Source organism: Kribbella flavida DSM 17836, from assembly GCF_000024345.1.
GTDB lineage: Bacteria > Actinomycetota > Actinomycetes > Propionibacteriales > Kribbellaceae > Kribbella > Kribbella flavida.
Window position 1 is genome coordinate 2,976,703 of record NC_013729.1, and the last position, 13,776, is coordinate 2,990,478.

15 protein-coding genes are annotated in these 13,776 nt (G+C 70.8%); 9 read left to right on the forward strand and 6 right to left on the reverse strand.

Going from position 1 to position 13,776, the window contains the following annotated elements:
- Positions 1-109: 109 nt before the first annotated feature.
- Positions 110-1,087: an ArsR/SmtB family transcription factor gene (locus KFLA_RS13890; RefSeq protein WP_012920427.1), complete on the reverse strand. Its 978-nt coding sequence runs from the start codon at positions 1,085-1,087 to the stop codon at positions 110-112.
- 67 nt (positions 1,088-1,154) lie between these two features.
- Here KFLA_RS13890 and KFLA_RS13895 point away from each other — a divergent pair, with 67 nt between their 5' ends.
- The gene (locus KFLA_RS13895; RefSeq protein WP_237706801.1) at positions 1,155-2,417 is read left to right on the forward strand and encodes an MFS transporter; all 1,263 of its coding nucleotides are present in this window, start codon (positions 1,155-1,157) and stop codon (positions 2,415-2,417) included.
- 77 nt (positions 2,418-2,494) lie between these two features.
- Entirely contained in the window at positions 2,495-3,073 is a 579-nt protein-coding gene (locus KFLA_RS13900; protein ID WP_012920429.1) for an isochorismatase family protein, read from the forward strand.
- A 63-nt stretch (positions 3,074-3,136) separates the two neighbouring features.
- Here KFLA_RS13900 and KFLA_RS13905 read toward each other — a convergent pair whose 3' ends face one another.
- The 3 genes from KFLA_RS13905 to KFLA_RS13915 all read right to left on the reverse strand — a co-directional run bounded on the left by KFLA_RS13905 (position 3,137) and on the right by KFLA_RS13915 (position 4,718).
- Positions 3,137-3,799, reverse strand: a complete 663-nt coding sequence (locus KFLA_RS13905; protein WP_012920430.1) for a hypothetical protein — start codon at positions 3,797-3,799, stop codon at positions 3,137-3,139.
- A 71-nt stretch (positions 3,800-3,870) separates the two neighbouring features.
- On the reverse strand, positions 3,871-4,269 hold the full coding sequence (locus tag KFLA_RS35580; RefSeq protein WP_012920431.1) for a luciferase domain-containing protein: 399 nt from the start codon (positions 4,267-4,269) through the stop codon (positions 3,871-3,873).
- A gap of 65 nt (positions 4,270-4,334) precedes the next feature.
- Positions 4,335-4,718, reverse strand: a complete 384-nt coding sequence (locus KFLA_RS13915) for a nuclear transport factor 2 family protein (protein ID WP_012920432.1) — start codon at positions 4,716-4,718, stop codon at positions 4,335-4,337.
- Positions 4,719-4,871: 153 nt separating this feature from the next.
- Between KFLA_RS13915 and KFLA_RS13920 the strand changes: the two genes are divergently transcribed.
- Entirely contained in the window at positions 4,872-5,894 is a 1,023-nt protein-coding gene (locus KFLA_RS13920; protein ID WP_012920433.1) for an RNA polymerase subunit sigma-70, read from the forward strand.
- Positions 5,895-5,919: 25 nt separating this feature from the next.
- Positions 5,920-6,501, forward strand: coding sequence for a DEAD/DEAH box helicase family protein (locus KFLA_RS13925; protein WP_012920434.1), 582 nt, complete (start codon positions 5,920-5,922; stop codon positions 6,499-6,501).
- Positions 6,502-6,657: 156 nt separating this feature from the next.
- Here KFLA_RS13925 and KFLA_RS13930 read toward each other — a convergent pair whose 3' ends face one another.
- Positions 6,658-7,098, reverse strand: a complete 441-nt coding sequence (locus KFLA_RS13930) for a VOC family protein (protein WP_012920435.1) — start codon at positions 7,096-7,098, stop codon at positions 6,658-6,660.
- Between the two features lie 217 nt (positions 7,099-7,315).
- Here KFLA_RS13930 and KFLA_RS13935 point away from each other — a divergent pair, with 217 nt between their 5' ends.
- Positions 7,316-7,879: an isochorismatase family protein gene (locus tag KFLA_RS13935; RefSeq protein WP_012920436.1), complete on the forward strand. Its 564-nt coding sequence runs from the start codon at positions 7,316-7,318 to the stop codon at positions 7,877-7,879.
- A gap of 119 nt (positions 7,880-7,998) precedes the next feature.
- On the opposite strand, the gene KFLA_RS13940 is transcribed toward KFLA_RS13935, so the two are convergent.
- Positions 7,999-9,789 carry an AMP-dependent synthetase/ligase gene (locus KFLA_RS13940; protein ID WP_012920437.1) on the reverse strand — a complete coding sequence of 597 codons (1,791 nt, stop codon included), beginning with the start codon at positions 9,787-9,789 and terminating at the stop codon, positions 7,999-8,001.
- Between the two features lie 114 nt (positions 9,790-9,903).
- On the opposite strand from KFLA_RS13940, the gene KFLA_RS38825 reads away from it, so the two are divergent.
- From KFLA_RS38825 to KFLA_RS13960, 4 genes are all read left to right on the forward strand, one after another.
- Complete coding sequence (locus tag KFLA_RS38825) at positions 9,904-10,818, forward strand: SRPBCC family protein (RefSeq protein WP_012920438.1); 915 nt, start codon at positions 9,904-9,906, stop codon at positions 10,816-10,818.
- 5 nt (positions 10,819-10,823) lie between these two features.
- Positions 10,824-12,158, forward strand: a complete 1,335-nt coding sequence (locus KFLA_RS13950; RefSeq protein ID WP_083792853.1) for an ArsA family ATPase — start codon at positions 10,824-10,826, stop codon at positions 12,156-12,158.
- A gap of 314 nt (positions 12,159-12,472) precedes the next feature.
- Positions 12,473-12,703 carry a hypothetical protein gene (locus KFLA_RS38830; RefSeq protein ID WP_237706802.1) on the forward strand — a complete coding sequence of 77 codons (231 nt, stop codon included), beginning with the start codon at positions 12,473-12,475 and terminating at the stop codon, positions 12,701-12,703.
- Positions 12,694-13,737 carry an ROK family glucokinase gene (locus KFLA_RS13960; protein ID WP_012920441.1) on the forward strand — a complete coding sequence of 348 codons (1,044 nt, stop codon included), beginning with the start codon at positions 12,694-12,696 and terminating at the stop codon, positions 13,735-13,737. The genes KFLA_RS38830 and KFLA_RS13960 overlap by 10 nt, the downstream gene beginning before the upstream one ends.
- Positions 13,738-13,776 lie beyond the last annotated feature (39 nt).

Consider the following 13,776-nt stretch of genomic DNA (forward strand, 5'->3'; position numbering starts at 1 on the left):
TCACGGCCGGGCCTTGTACATGGGTGTCACGCTGCCACACTCATTACAGGACGTCGAGACCTTTCTCACCGCTCGGATGCCTGACCGCTCTGGCCGGTAGCGCCGCGCCTCAGCCGACGGAGGCGTCGAGCACTGCCTGTCCGACATCAGTACGCCAGTAGTGCACCTGGTGCCCCGTTCTGCGACGCGTCACCAGCCCAGCGCCGTACAGCGCGGCCAGGTGCTCGGCCACCGTCGCCAGCGCCAGCCCGTACTGCGCTGCCAGCGCGCTGGTGGTTGCCGGCGGGTCCAGCGCGGCCAGCAGGGTCGCTCGGGTCCGCCCGAGCAACTTGGCCAACGGATCGGGCGGCGGCGGAACGTCGGACCACAATCGCGCGGCGCCTCGCGCGGGATAGACCAGAGTCGGCTGGTAGGTGGGAGCGACGACCGCCACGAGGTGCGGCCAGGCGAAGGCGCCGGGCACCAGCAACAGGCCCTCGCCGGCGAGCTCGCGGTCGGGCTCCCGGTAGCGCGACGCGATCAGCCGGTCGCCTTCCCACGACAGTGTGGGATGCAGGTCGTCGAACAGCTGGGCCAGTCCGCCCGTCGTGAGCTGCCGTCCGCGGTGGGCGATGTCGTCGTCGAGGACCCGGCTGATCAGCGGCCAGTCGGGCTCGATCAGCGCGGTCCAGGCGGTTTCCAGCTGATCGGCGAGTCGCTCCCGCGCCCCGGCGACGTCGGTCAGCATCCGGTCGATCTCGGCCGCGGCCGGGTTGTTCGACTCGTCCCGGGACCGGACCAGCTCGGCCCTGACCAGCTCCAGCGGCGTACTGCGGACCCTGGCGATCTCGGTGCCGAACCTGGCCCGGGACGCGGTCGGCGGCGGAGTGAGGAAGTCCGGCGTGAACCCGGTTCGCGGCTGCACCGCTCGCAGCAGGCTCAGATCGAGGCGCGCGGCCGTCTCCGTCCTGGCCGCGACCCACGGCGCGTACAGCGGTCGATGCTGGTGCCCGTGCAGCACTCGCACCGCCGACATCGTCTCCCACACCGGCGACATCCCGAACCGGCACCGCAGGGCGTCGGCCCGGGTGAAGCGCAGCACGGTCATGCCCACGAACTTTCGGTCACACCCGAATGTATAGTCCCTGCGACCCTGCGCGGGCCAGCCTCACCCCGTGACCACTCCGCCCGACTCCAACGCTTCGCACAGCTCGCCGCGCCGACCCGCCGCGCCCCCGACCGCCGTGCCTCCGCCCGTCGGTCCGGCTGCGACCGGCTACGGGGCGGTGCTGCGGGTTCCGGGACTCCGGGCGGTGTTCGCCGCGCACGCGGTGTCGATGGCCGGCACCGTCGCAGCGCAGGTCGCGCTCTCCATCCTCGTCTTCGAGCGCACCGGATCCCCGCTGCTGTCGGCCCTCGTCCTGGTCTGCTCGTTCCTCCCGTTCGCTCTCGGCGGCACGGTCTTCTCCTCGGTCGCCGACCGGTTCCCGGCCCGCTCGGTCCTGGTCGGCTGCGACCTCGTCAGCGCCGCCTGCATCGCTGCGATGCTCGTGCCCGGCCTTCCCGTCGCGGCCCTGCTCGGTCTGCTGCTGATCGCCGGCCTGGTCGCGCCGATCTTCGCCGGAGCCCGTTCGGCCAGCCTGGCGCACCTCCTGCCGGCGGAGCTGTTCCCCGCCGGCCGCTCGTTGCTGAGGGCAATCAGTCAGGTGACGGTGCTCACCGGCTTCGCGCTGGGCGCCGTCGCCGTCGCCGCAGTCGGCGCCCACTGGCTGCTCGCCCTGGACGTGGTGACCTTCGTCCTCTCCGCCGCGCTGATCCGCTTCGGCACGCCGTGGACCCCGGCAACCGGAACCACCCAGAACACCCTGCAAGCGTCGCTCGAAGGCCTTCGCCACCTGTTCAGGACGCAGCGACTCCGACGCTTGATCCTGCTGACCTGGGCCGCGCCCGCCTTCTCCGCCGTCCCCGACGGACTGGCCGTCGCGTACGTCGTCCGCTCCGGTGCGCCCGCGACCACCGCCGGAGCCCTCTTCACCGGGTACGCCGCCGGTACCGTCATCGGCGAGCTCGTCGTCGCCCGCCTGTCGCCGGCGACCCGTCGTCGCTTGGTCGTCCCGCTCCTGCTGGCGACCCAGCTCCCGGCCATCGCCTTCGTGCTGACCCCGTCCGTCCCGTGGGCAGCGGTGCTGCTGGTTGTCGCGGGCAGCGGCCACGCGTTCAACCAGGGTATCGACCCCTTGATCCTCGACGCCGCAGCCCCGGCGTACCGGGGGCGCTTGTTCACCGTGCAGACCAGCGGACTGATGACGGTGCAAGGCCTGGCGATCGCGCTCGCCGGGGTCGTCGGTACTGTCCTTCGGCCCGACCTCGCCATCGCCTTGGCCGGTCTCCTCGGTCTGGCCGTCACGCTGGTTCTGGCGCGGAAGGCACTTCGCTAGACGACGCTCGCAGGTCGACGACGGGTGCTTGTGGATATCCAGTTGACCCGCCCTGCGGCATCGCCGAAGATCGCCGCATGCCGGCCACCGTGGAACCCGTCGACGCCCTGCTGATCATCGACATCCAGGCCGGCCATGTCGCGGGCGAGCACGCAGTGCCAGCTGCGGACGACCTGGTCGCCCAGGCCGAACAGCTGCTCACCGCGGCCCGGGACAGCGGCGCTCTCGTCGTGCACGTCCAGAACGACGGCGAAACCGGTCAGGTCGACGCGCCCGGCACACCCGGCTGGGAGCTCCATTTCCCGCCGCTCGGCAACGGCGGCTCCACCGAGGTGGTCATCCGCAAGACGTACGACGACGCCTTCCGGGACACGGGGCTCGCCGAGCTGCTCGCCGAGCACGGGGTGACCTCGCTCGCCATCTGCGGGTTGATGTCCGAGATGTGTGTGAGCGCGACCGCCCGCACCGCCTTGGCTCGGGACTACCGCGTCGTTCTGCCGCACGACGCGCACACCACCACCGGCATCCCGGCCACTCCTGGGATCGCCGAAGCGGTCGCGCCCGAAGTCGTGTCCCGCGTCGCCGAGTGGGCCCTGGGCGACGAGATCGAGCTCGTCCCGCACGCCAAGGCCGTCACCTTCACGAACCGCGGGTAGTCGGCGCCGGCGGTACCTCGCGGCGACTCAGGAAACCATCCGCTGGGCTCGTGCTTGTTGCCATCAGTCGCCGGCTGTGGCGCGGGGTTCGCCGTACCAACGCCACTGGGTGAGCCGCGGCCGGCCTGGAAGCTCGGCGCGTCCGGTTGCCCAGAGCAACGTTAGCCAGCTGTCGGTGTCAGCAGGCGCGTCGGGGAACAGCCGCTTCAGCACCCGGTCGCAGAGCTCGGCCGGCGGTGCCCACGTGATACCGAGGCCTTCGGCAACATCGTGGGTGTGCACCAGCGTCTCCACGACGCCCATCGCAGCGAACCCTTCAGGATCCGCGGCACCGAAGATGTGATGCGCGCGCACAGTCTCCGGCGTGGTCCGGACGATCGCCGCCAGCAGCCCGCCACTGGCGTCCAGCACCTGCAGCAATCCAGCCGGGCCGGCCTCGCGATCTGCAAAGACGGCGTTCGCCGGACCGCCCGGCCGCTTCCGGCTCCACGCGAACGGCACATGCGACTCCAGCGGCGGACTCGCGGGACTCAGCTGCACGGCGTACGAGAACAGGTCGTCGGCCAGATGCTCGACGGTCTCCCAGCAATCCCACTCGAGCGAGCCGGCCTTGACGTCCCAGTCGGCCTCCTGCGCCTCCCGCAACGCGCTCACCGCCAGACGTACGGCCAGCTCAACGTCGGCGCCGGTCACCCGCACCTGCAAAGACCCACGAGCATCCACCATGGCCGGACCGTATCAAGCGTCCTTCCCGCCGGGCGCCCCCGTCGCCCGTTCTGAACCATGTCAGCCAGCAGTCACTCCACCGCCCAGCTTCGCCTGCTCCCGCCATCGCCCTGTGATGCAACGTACTCGTGCGCGACCCCGAGCAGTTCCCGCCAGCGCTCGCGCTCATCCGGAGTCCGCGGATAGGCAAGGCCGATCCACTCCCGCGCCGGGTTCCGCCCGATGCGCACCCGCTCCGCGCCCCCGTCGGCGACCACAGCAGCCGCACGCTCCGCCGGCACCTTCACGATCAACTCCCCGTCACTCCCGACGAACCCGAAGATCTTCCCCTCGGTCCGCAACGCCTCACTGCCGAACATCCTCGACCGATCCACCCCCGGCACGCCGTCGTACGCCCCCGCCGGCTCATCCAGCAGGCGCTGGCCCCGCTCCCGCCGCCTCTTCCGCTCCACCGCGTCCACGTCAGCCACCTCGTTCCGTCCTGCCCACGCCGTCGGAAGTCCCTCAACAACAATCTCGCAATCCGACCGCTGCCCTACAACTTGCCTTCGTCCCGGGCTGTGCGGGCCTGCTCGAACGGGGTGCGGTCGAAGATGATTCGCAGCTGGGTGATGCGGCCGTCGTGCACGGTCAGGTGCTCGGCGGCGGGTGCGTGCGGGACCGGGACGGTCTCGGTGTCGTACATCAGCAGAGCCGTCGTCGCGTCGCCGAATGCGGACAGCACGGCGGAACCGACGAGAATGCGCGAGAACGGCTCCATGAACGCGCGGAACGCGTCGGCCCCGTCGATCCGGCCGGCCGGTGCGTGGCAGACGATGCCGCCGGCCACGTGCCGCATCGCCGTGTCGAAGTCCCGACCGGTCCAGGCTCGGTGGTAGGCGAGAGCGGTGTCGAGTGCGGCGGTGGAGTGCTGGTGCATCAGGCGAGGTCCTTCCGTGGTGGGTGTCGCTCCGTTCTGGTACGGACACCACACCGGACTCAATCGGAACGGTTGCCCGCCGACCCGGGCGGATCGCCGTACGAGTTCGTCGTCCCAGCGGAGGTTGTCGGGACGGGCTGACACCATGGGCAGATGACTGCCGGGGTGCTGGAGCGGGCGCGGAGCGGGGATGCGGACGCGTTTCGCGAGCTGACGACGCCGTACTACCGGGAGTTGCATCTGCACTGCTACCGGATGCTGGGATCGGTGGTCGACGCGGACGACCTGATGCAGGAGATCCTGCTGGCGGCGTGGAACGGGCTGCCGGGGTTCGCGGGGCGGGCGTCGGTGCGGACCTGGCTGTACCGGATCGCCACGAACCGGTGCCTGAACGCCATTCGCGCCACCAAGCGGCGGCCCCGGATCGAGCCGGTGCCGCCGTTCGAGCCGCCGGAGCCTTCGCGACGGGGTGACGTGACCTGGCTGCAGCCGTATCCGGATGCCTGGCTGGACGAGCTGAGTGCCAGTCCGGAGGTGCGCGCGGTGCGGCGGGAGGATGTCGAGCTCGCGTTCGTCGTGGCGTTGCAACGGCTGCCTCCGCGGCAGACCGCGACGTTGGTGCTGGTCGACGTGCTCGGGTATGCGGTCGCTGAGGTTGCCGATCTGCTGGAGACCACGCCGACCGCGGTCAAAGGCGCGCTTCAGCGGGCCCGCGCGGCGGTCGGCAAGCGTGGCACGCCGTCCGACTCCGGTCGCGGGCTGGGCGACCCGGGGGAGCGGGAGGTGGCGAGACGGTTCGCCGAGGCGTTTGTTGCCGACGACATCGAAGCGGTCAAGCGCCTGCTGACCGACGGCGCCTGGCTGGCGATGCCGCCCGCGCCGCACGAGTACCACGGGCCGGAGGCGATCGCCGCGTTCCTGCGGGCCAGCGCCGACGGCCGACGGACCATGGCGCTCCGGCTGGAGCCGACCCGCAGCAACCGCCAGCCGGCGTACACCTGCTCCTTCGTCGACCATCAGGACAGCTGGTACGCCGGCCAGCTGGTGCTCACGATCCAGGGCGACCGCATCACCGGCATCACCCGCTTCTTGGAGCCGACACTGGAAAAGGTGCTCCTAGCACCTACTTCATCCTGGACCGGCAGAGCGCCCGGAGGGAAAACCGGTCGAAGGTGAGAACGCCCCCTGGCACCATGGGTGGATGGAACTCGTGCTCATCTTCGGACCGCCCGCCGTCGGCAAGATGACGGTCGGGCACGAGCTGTGCAAGCTCACCGGGTTCAAGCTGTTCCACAACCACGCGGCGATCGAGCCGGTGCTGGAGATCTTCCCGTTCGGGTCGGCGCCGTTCGAGCGGCTGGTCTCGGAGTTTCGGCGGCGGGTGATCGAGGAGGCGGCGGGTTCGGGCCTGCCGGGACTGGTGTTCACCCTGGTGTGGGCGCTGGAGCTCGCCGAGGACGCCGACCTCGTCGCGTCGTACGGCGAGATCGTCGAGGCCCGGGGTGGGCGGCTCCGGCTGGTCGAGCTGGCCGCCGAGCAGTCCGAGCGGATCGCGCGCAACGAGACCGAGTTCCGGCTCGCGCGCAAGGCGAGCAAGCGCGATCTCGAGTTCTCCCGGCGCAACCTGCTCGAGGTGGACGGCAAGCACGTCCTGAACACCGGCAGCACCCGCACGGAGGCCGATGCGCTGCTCGCCCGGCACGATCACCTGCGGCTCGACAACACGGCCCTGACCGCCGCCGAAGCAGCGCACCGGATCGCCCGCGCGTACGACTTCGGCTGACCGGATCTCCACCACTCACCGACCCGACGGAGCCGCCCTGCTCGCGGCGTGCCATCGCGGAAACCGCCGGCCCCAGACGGCTTGCTGAGTGCTGCAGGTCCCTGACGTCCTCCGGCCCGCTCAGCCGAAAAAGCTGAGCGGGCCGGAGGAGTGACGTCAGTGCGCGGCGGGCGCAGTGGCCTTCTCGCGGGCTTCGAGCATCTCCAGGTAGTGCGGGTTGTGCATGACGCCGAGCACGTTACCGAACGGGTCGACGACCGACGCCGTGGTGAAGTCGCTGTCAGCGTGCGAAGTGATCGGCTGGTACTCAGCGGCGCCCATCGCCAGCAGCTTCTCGAACGTGCCGGCCAGGTCGTCGACGTGCCAGTGCATGACCGCGCCGCCGGGAGCGTTCGCGGCGCCCGGCGGCGCGTACTTGCGGTCGATGAAGCCCAGCTCGTCCTCGTCGTCACCGATCCGGAACTCCAGGTACGCCGGGACCGCCGGTGCGGCCGGGAACGCGAAGTACGGCTGCCGGCCGAGCAGTTCGGTGTACCAGTCGCGGGCGGCGGCCAGATCGTCGGCGTAGAAGCTGATGGTGGCGAATCCTCGGAACATCTCGGTCTCCTGGTGTTTTCGGGCGGTCCGTCCGACCCGGTGAACACCATCCTGCTCCCCATAAGTGCTCACCCAATGAGCACTTTTCTCACCCGTTGCGACGAGGGGATAGGTCGCGGGCCAAGCCGCAGGTGCCGTGGATCGGGAGCTCTCGAAAACTGTCGGAGGGCGGGTCTAGTCTCGGGAGATCAAAGTTTCAGCTGCTGGGGGAGGGTTCATGACCACGCTGGTCGATCGACCGAGGACTGCGCTGCTCGTCATCGACGTGCAGAACGGCGTGATGGCGGGCACGCACGACCGCGACGCCGTCGTGTCCAACATCGGCACACTCGTCGGCAAAGCGCGTTCGGCCGGAGTCGACGTCGTCTGGGTGCAGCACAACAGCGACGGTGGGCTGAAGAAGGACAGCGACGAGTGGCAGTACGTGCCGGAGCTCGTGCGCGCGGAGGGGGAGGTGCTGGTGCACAAGCAGTACCCGGACTCGTTCGAGGCGACGGACCTGGAGCCGGTGCTCGCCGCGCGCGGGATCGGCCGGCTGATCGTCTCCGGCGCGCAGACCGACGAGTGCATCCGCTCGACCCTGCACGGGGCCATCGCCCGCGGCTACGACGCCACGCTGGTCGCCGACGCCCACACCACCGAGGACCTCTCCGAGTACGGCGCGCCGACCCCCGACCTGGTGATCGCCCACACCAACCTCTACTGGGAGAACCACCAAGCCCCCGGCCGCACCGCCGGCATCACCACCACGGCCGACGCGGACTTCACCGTCACACCCTGAGCGCACGCACCCGGCCGACGGTGGCGGCCGCCTGACGAGGGTTCGCGCGCGGTTGCGCTGACGTGCGCGTGGGTCCTCGACGCCCGAAGGCCTTTGCGTGCAGGCTCCCGGCGTCGAAACTAGTCGGCGTAGAGGGCTTCCACGTCGGCTTCGTGCTTCTTCATGACGATGTGGCGGCGGAGGGAGAGCTTGAGCGAGAGCTCGCCGTTCTCCTGGGTCCAGTCGGTGGGCAGCACGGTGAACTTCTTGATGCCTTCGGCCTTGGAGACGGCGGTGTTGGCGTCGTCGACGGCGGTCTGGAACTCGGCGATCAGGTCGGGATCCTCGGCCAGGGTCTTCAGGTCGTGCGGCTTGCCGTGCTTGTCCGCCCAGGAGCCGATCGTCTCGGGATCGATGGTGATCAGCGCGGCGATGAACGGCTTGCCGTCGCCGACCACCATGCACTGGCCGACCAGCGGGTGCAGCCGGATCCGGTCCTCCAGTACGGCCGGGGCGACGTTCTTGCCGCCGGCGGTCACCAGGATCTCCTTCTTCCGGCCGGTGATCCGGATGAAGCCGTCGGCGTCGAACTCGCCCAGGTCGCCGGTGTGGAACCAGCCGTCGGCGTCGATCGCGGCCGCGGTCGCCTCGTCGTTCTTCCAGTAGCCGAGCATCACCTGGCCACCCTTGAAGCACAGCTCGCCGTCCTCGGCGACGCCGACCGTGACGCCGGGCAGCGGCCGGCCGACCGTGCCGATCCGCAGGTCGCCGGGCAGGTTCACCGACAGCGCGGCGGTCGTCTCGGTCAGGCCGTAGCCCTCCAGGACGGGGACGCCGATGCCGCGGAAGAAGTGGCCGAGCCGGTCGCCGAGCGGCGCACCGCCGGACACCGCGTAGTCGACCTTGCCGCCGAGCACGTTGCGCAGCTTGCTGTAGACCAGCTTGTCGAACAGCGCGTGCTTGACCTTCAGCCCGAACCCGGCGCCGCCCTTGTCCATCGCCTGCGAGTAGGCGATCGCGGTCTCCGCGGCGGCGTCGAAGATCTTGCCCTTGCCGGCCGAGTGCGCGGTCTGGCTGGCGGTGTTGAACACCTTCTCGAACACCCGCGGCACGCTGAGAATGAAGGTCGGCTTGAACTCGCCGAGATCGGCGACCAGGTTCTTCACGTCCGAGCTGTGGCCGAGCTTGACCCGCATCATCACGCAGCCGACCTGGATGATCCGGGCGAACACGTGCGCCAGCGGCAGGAACAGCAGCGTCGAGGCGCCGCGGACGTCGAACAGGTTGTCCAGCACCTTCACCGCGGTACCGAGCTCGTCCATGAAGTTGCCGTGGGTGATCTTGCAGCCCTTGGGCCGCCCGGTGGTGCCCGAGGTGTAGATCAGTGTGGCCAGGTCGCCCGGCACGACCGCCGTACGCCGCTTGTCCAGCTCCGCGTCGCTGATCTGCTGCCCGAGCACGGTCAGCTCGTCGACCGCGCCGGACTCGATCTGCCAGACCTCCTGCAGCGACGGTGCCTCGGACCGGGCGGACTCGACGACGGCCCCGTGCGCGGCGGTCTCGACGATCGCGACGACGGCCTCGGAGTCGGTCAGGATCCACTGGATCTGCGACGCCGACGAGGTCTCGTAGATCGGCACGGTGGCGGCGCCGATGCTCCAGATCGCGTAGTCGATCAGCGTCCACTCGTACCGGGTGGCGCTGAGCAGGGCGACCCGGTCGCCGTGCTTGACGCCGGCCGCGATCAGGCCCTTGGCCACGCCGGCGACCTGCTCGGCGAACTGTGCGGCGGTGATGTCCAGCCAGCCGTCGCCGACCCGGCGGCTGAACACCGCGGTGTTGGGATGGGAGGACGCGTTCGCCCAGACGGGATCGCTGAGTCCACCGGTGGCCGGGGGATCGATCACAGCAGGAACGGTGTACTCACGCATCCGCGTCTCCTCAGTCAGGATGGTCGGCTCCGGCGCACGCTACAGTCACCTACCCACTGGTAGCCAGACCAATGTGACCCAGGGAACTCATCGCCGCAGCGATAGGTTCAGCGTATGCCTTCGCTAGACATCAGCTGCGACGACCTGGTCGTCGCAGATCCAGCCTACGTCGCGGAGCGGCTCGGCTCGGACACCCTCTGGCGTGAGTGGTGGCCCGAACTGGTGCTCACGCCGTCCGAGCGCCGGGGGCTCGAGGGAGTCCGCTGGGCCGTCACCGGCGACGCCGTCGGTACGGCGGAGTGGTGGCTGGAGCAGGTCCGGGACGGCGTGGTCGTGCACTGGTTCCTGCGCGTCGACCCGGTACGCCGTACCGGGCCGCGCGGGTTGCGACGGCTCCAGGAGGGCTACGTCGCGCGGTACCGGGAACGGATCTGGCGGTTCAAGGACGAAGTCGAGCAGGGCCGCGCCGCGGGCGAGCGCAGGTCCGGCTGGGAACCCGCGATAGTCTCCGGTGGGGGCACCGGCGCCCCGCACCCGGCCGTGCCGCCGACCAGGCGCGCGGACGGACGACCGTCCCGGCAGCGGAGAGGTGAATCGATGGCAGAGCAGACCACCTCGACCATCGTCGTGAACGCGACCCCGAAGGCGATCATGGCGGTGATCGCGGACTTCGAGGCGTACCCGCAGTGGGCCGACTCGATGCGGGAGACCGAGGTGCTGTCCACCGACGAGGCGGGCCGGCCCAAGCAGGTCCGGTTCAAGGTCGACGCCGGGGCGATCTCCGACGAGTACACGCTGGACTACGTCTGGTCCCGCAACGAGGTGACCTGGTCGCTGGTGCAGGCCAAGATGGTCAAGGGCATGGACGGCGCCTACGTGCTGCGCGACCTCGGCGAGCAGGGCACCGAGGTGACCTACCGGCTGGCGGTCGACGTGGCGATCCCGATGATCGGCATGCTCAAGCGCAAGGCGGAGAAAGTCATCATCGACACGGCCCTGAAGGGCTTGAAGAAGCGCGTCGAGTCCTGATCGACGTGACCCGGGTTCTGCTGTACACAGGAAAAGGCGGCGTGGGCAAGACCACGTCCGCGGCCGGCACCGCCACGCTGGCCGCCTTGCGCGGACTGCGCACGCTGGTGCTGTCCACCGACGCCGCGCACTCGCTGTCCGACGCGTTCGACTGCGAGGTCGGCGGCGAGCCGACCGAGATCGACGACCTGCTGTTCGTCCAGCAGATCGACGCGCAGCGCCGGTTCGAGCGGTCCTGGGGCGACATCCAGGCGTACCTGCGCTCGGTGCTGCACGTGATCGGGGTCGACCCGATCGAGGCCGAGGAGCTGACCGTGCTGCCGGGCGCCGAGGAGGTGCTCGCGCTGCTCGAGGTGCGCGACCACGTCCGGTCCGGGCGCTGGGACGTCGTCGTGGTCGACTGCGCGCCGACGGCGGAGACGCTGCGGCTGCTCGCGCTGCCGGAGGCGCTGAGCTGGTACATGGACCGCATCATCAACACCGAGCGCAAGGTGCTGAGGTCGTTCCGGCCGCTGCTGGGCAAGGCGTCCGGGCTGCCGATGCCGGACGACACCGTGTTCGACGCGCTGCGCCGGCTGCAGCGCGACCTGGCCGACATCCGCGCGCTGCTGGCCGGGCCGGACGCGTCGGTGCGGCTGGTGCTGACGCCGGAGGCCGTCGTGGTCGCCGAGGCGCGGCGCTCGATGACCACGCTGTCGCTGTACGGGTACCGCGTGGACGGCATCGTGGCGAACCGGGTGTTCCCGGCGGCCGGGGCCGACAACTGGCGCCGCCAGTGGGTCGCCGCGCAACGCGGGATCCTGGAAGACGTCGCGGACTCGTTCAGCCCGCTGCCGATCTGGGAGTCGCCGTACCGGGCCTGCGAGCCAGTCGGGGTGGAGGAGCTGGCGGCGTTCGCGGTCGAGATGTACGGCGGGGACGACCCGTTCGCGCGGGCCTCGGACGAGACGTCGCTGCTGGTCGACCGGCACATCGACACCGACGGGCGGACGTACATCCTGACGCTGCCGTTGCCGCTCGCGTCGGCGGCCGATCTGGAACTGGCCCGGCACGGGGACGAGCTGATCGTCACCGTCGGGTCGTACCGGCGGGTGATTCCGTTGCCGGCGGCCTTGGCCCGAGGGGTGGTCGCGGGGGCGCGACTGGACGACGGGCGGTTGCAGGTGCGGTTCGCTCCGCGGGAGCCGATGGTTCGTACGGCGGTGCCGCCGGCGGCGGAGGTTCCGACGGCGAGCGGGCCGTTGGAGTCGGCGCAAGAGCTGGCGCAGGAGTTTCGTGAGCAGATGGACCAGCAGTTCGGCCAGGAGGTCGACGCGGCGATCACGGAGGGGACCCGATGACGAAGGAGCCGGTCGGGTCGGTGGCGGAGGAGGCGGCGAAGCTGTTCGCCGTACTTCAGCAGGCTGCTGCGGAGGCGCAGGGTGGTGATGCGGCCGGCAAGGTCGCGCGTGGTGAGACCCAGCCGGCCAGACAAGATCCAGTCGACGGTGATCTCTCGACGGAGCCCGGTGCCGCCCGCGCCGGGGCCGGTGTCGACGATGCTGCCTCTGTTGGGTCTGCCGAGTTCGCTGGCGGGGGCTCGTCCGGCCCGGGGGAGGAGCATCGGCATGGGCTGGGGCGGGGGGTGGAGTGCCAGTGGTGTCCGGTGTGTCAGGTGATCAACAAGGTACGCAGTACCAGCCCGGAGACGATCGAGCAGTTGTCGACGGCGGCGGCCGGCGTACTGGGATCGGTGCGCTCGTTGCTGGAGGCTGCCGCGGAGGCGGCGCGGCAGGCCCGGGTGGACGCAGAGTCGCGGACCACCGGGGAGCAGGACCCGGAACGCCCAGCTCGGTCCCGTGTGGACCGGATCGACGTGAGTGAGGACCCCGAACCATGGGACTGACCATCGGCATCGACGTCGGCGGTACCAAGATCGCGGCCGGCGTCGTCGGCACCGACGGCACGATCGGCGCCCGCGCGCACCGCGACACACCCGCCACCTCGGTCGACGAGACCGCCCGCGCCATCTGTGACGCGGCCGCCGAACTGATCGCGCAGTACGAGGTCGAGGCGGTCGGCATCGGTGCCGCCGGCTTCGTCTCGTCGGACCGCTCGACCGTGCTGTTCGCCCCGAACCTGGCCTGGCGCGACGAGCCGCTCGGCCGCCGGGTCGCCGACGTGCTGCAGGTCCCGGTCGTGGTGGAGAACGACGCGAACGCCGCGGCCTGGGGCGAGTTCGCCTTCGGCGCGGCCAAGGACGTCGAGCACATGGTGTGCGTGACCGTCGGCACCGGCATCGGCGGCGGCGTCGTGATCGACGGTGAGCTGCTGCGCGGCGCCCACGGGGTCGCGGCCGAGCTCGGCCACATGCGCGTGGTGCCTGGCGGTCACCGCTGCGGCTGTGGAGCCCGCGGCTGTCTCGAGCAGTACGCCTCCGGCAGCGCGCTCGTCCGGGAAGGCCGGGCGCAGGCCGAGTCGGGCTCGCTCGCGGCGGCTCAGATGCTGAGCGTCTGCGGCATCACCGACCCCGCCGAGCTGACCGGGCCGATGATCACCCAGGCCGCGTCGGCCGGTGACCCGTGCGCGGTGGAGCTGCTCGACGACCTCGGCCGCTGGCTCGGCGAGGGACTGGCGAGCTTCGCGACGCTGTTCGACCCGAGCACAATCGTGATCGGCGGCGGCGTCAGCGCGGCCAAGGAGCTGCTGGTGAAGTCGGCGCAGGTCGCGTTCGAGAAGAACCTGCCGGCCCGGGCGAACCGGCCGCACCCGCGCTTCGGTCTCGCGCAGCTGGGCAACGACGCCGGCATCATCGGCGCCGCCGACCTGGCTCGCCGCCCGGCGCCCGCCCAGGCCGACGTCGCGCCGCCGGCCGCCCCGGCACCCGCCGAGACGGCGCCGTCGCAGGCCCCGGGCGCGGCCGCGGAGCAGCCTCGGTGACGGCGCGACCCGCCGCCGCGCAGGGGCAGCGGTGGTCGG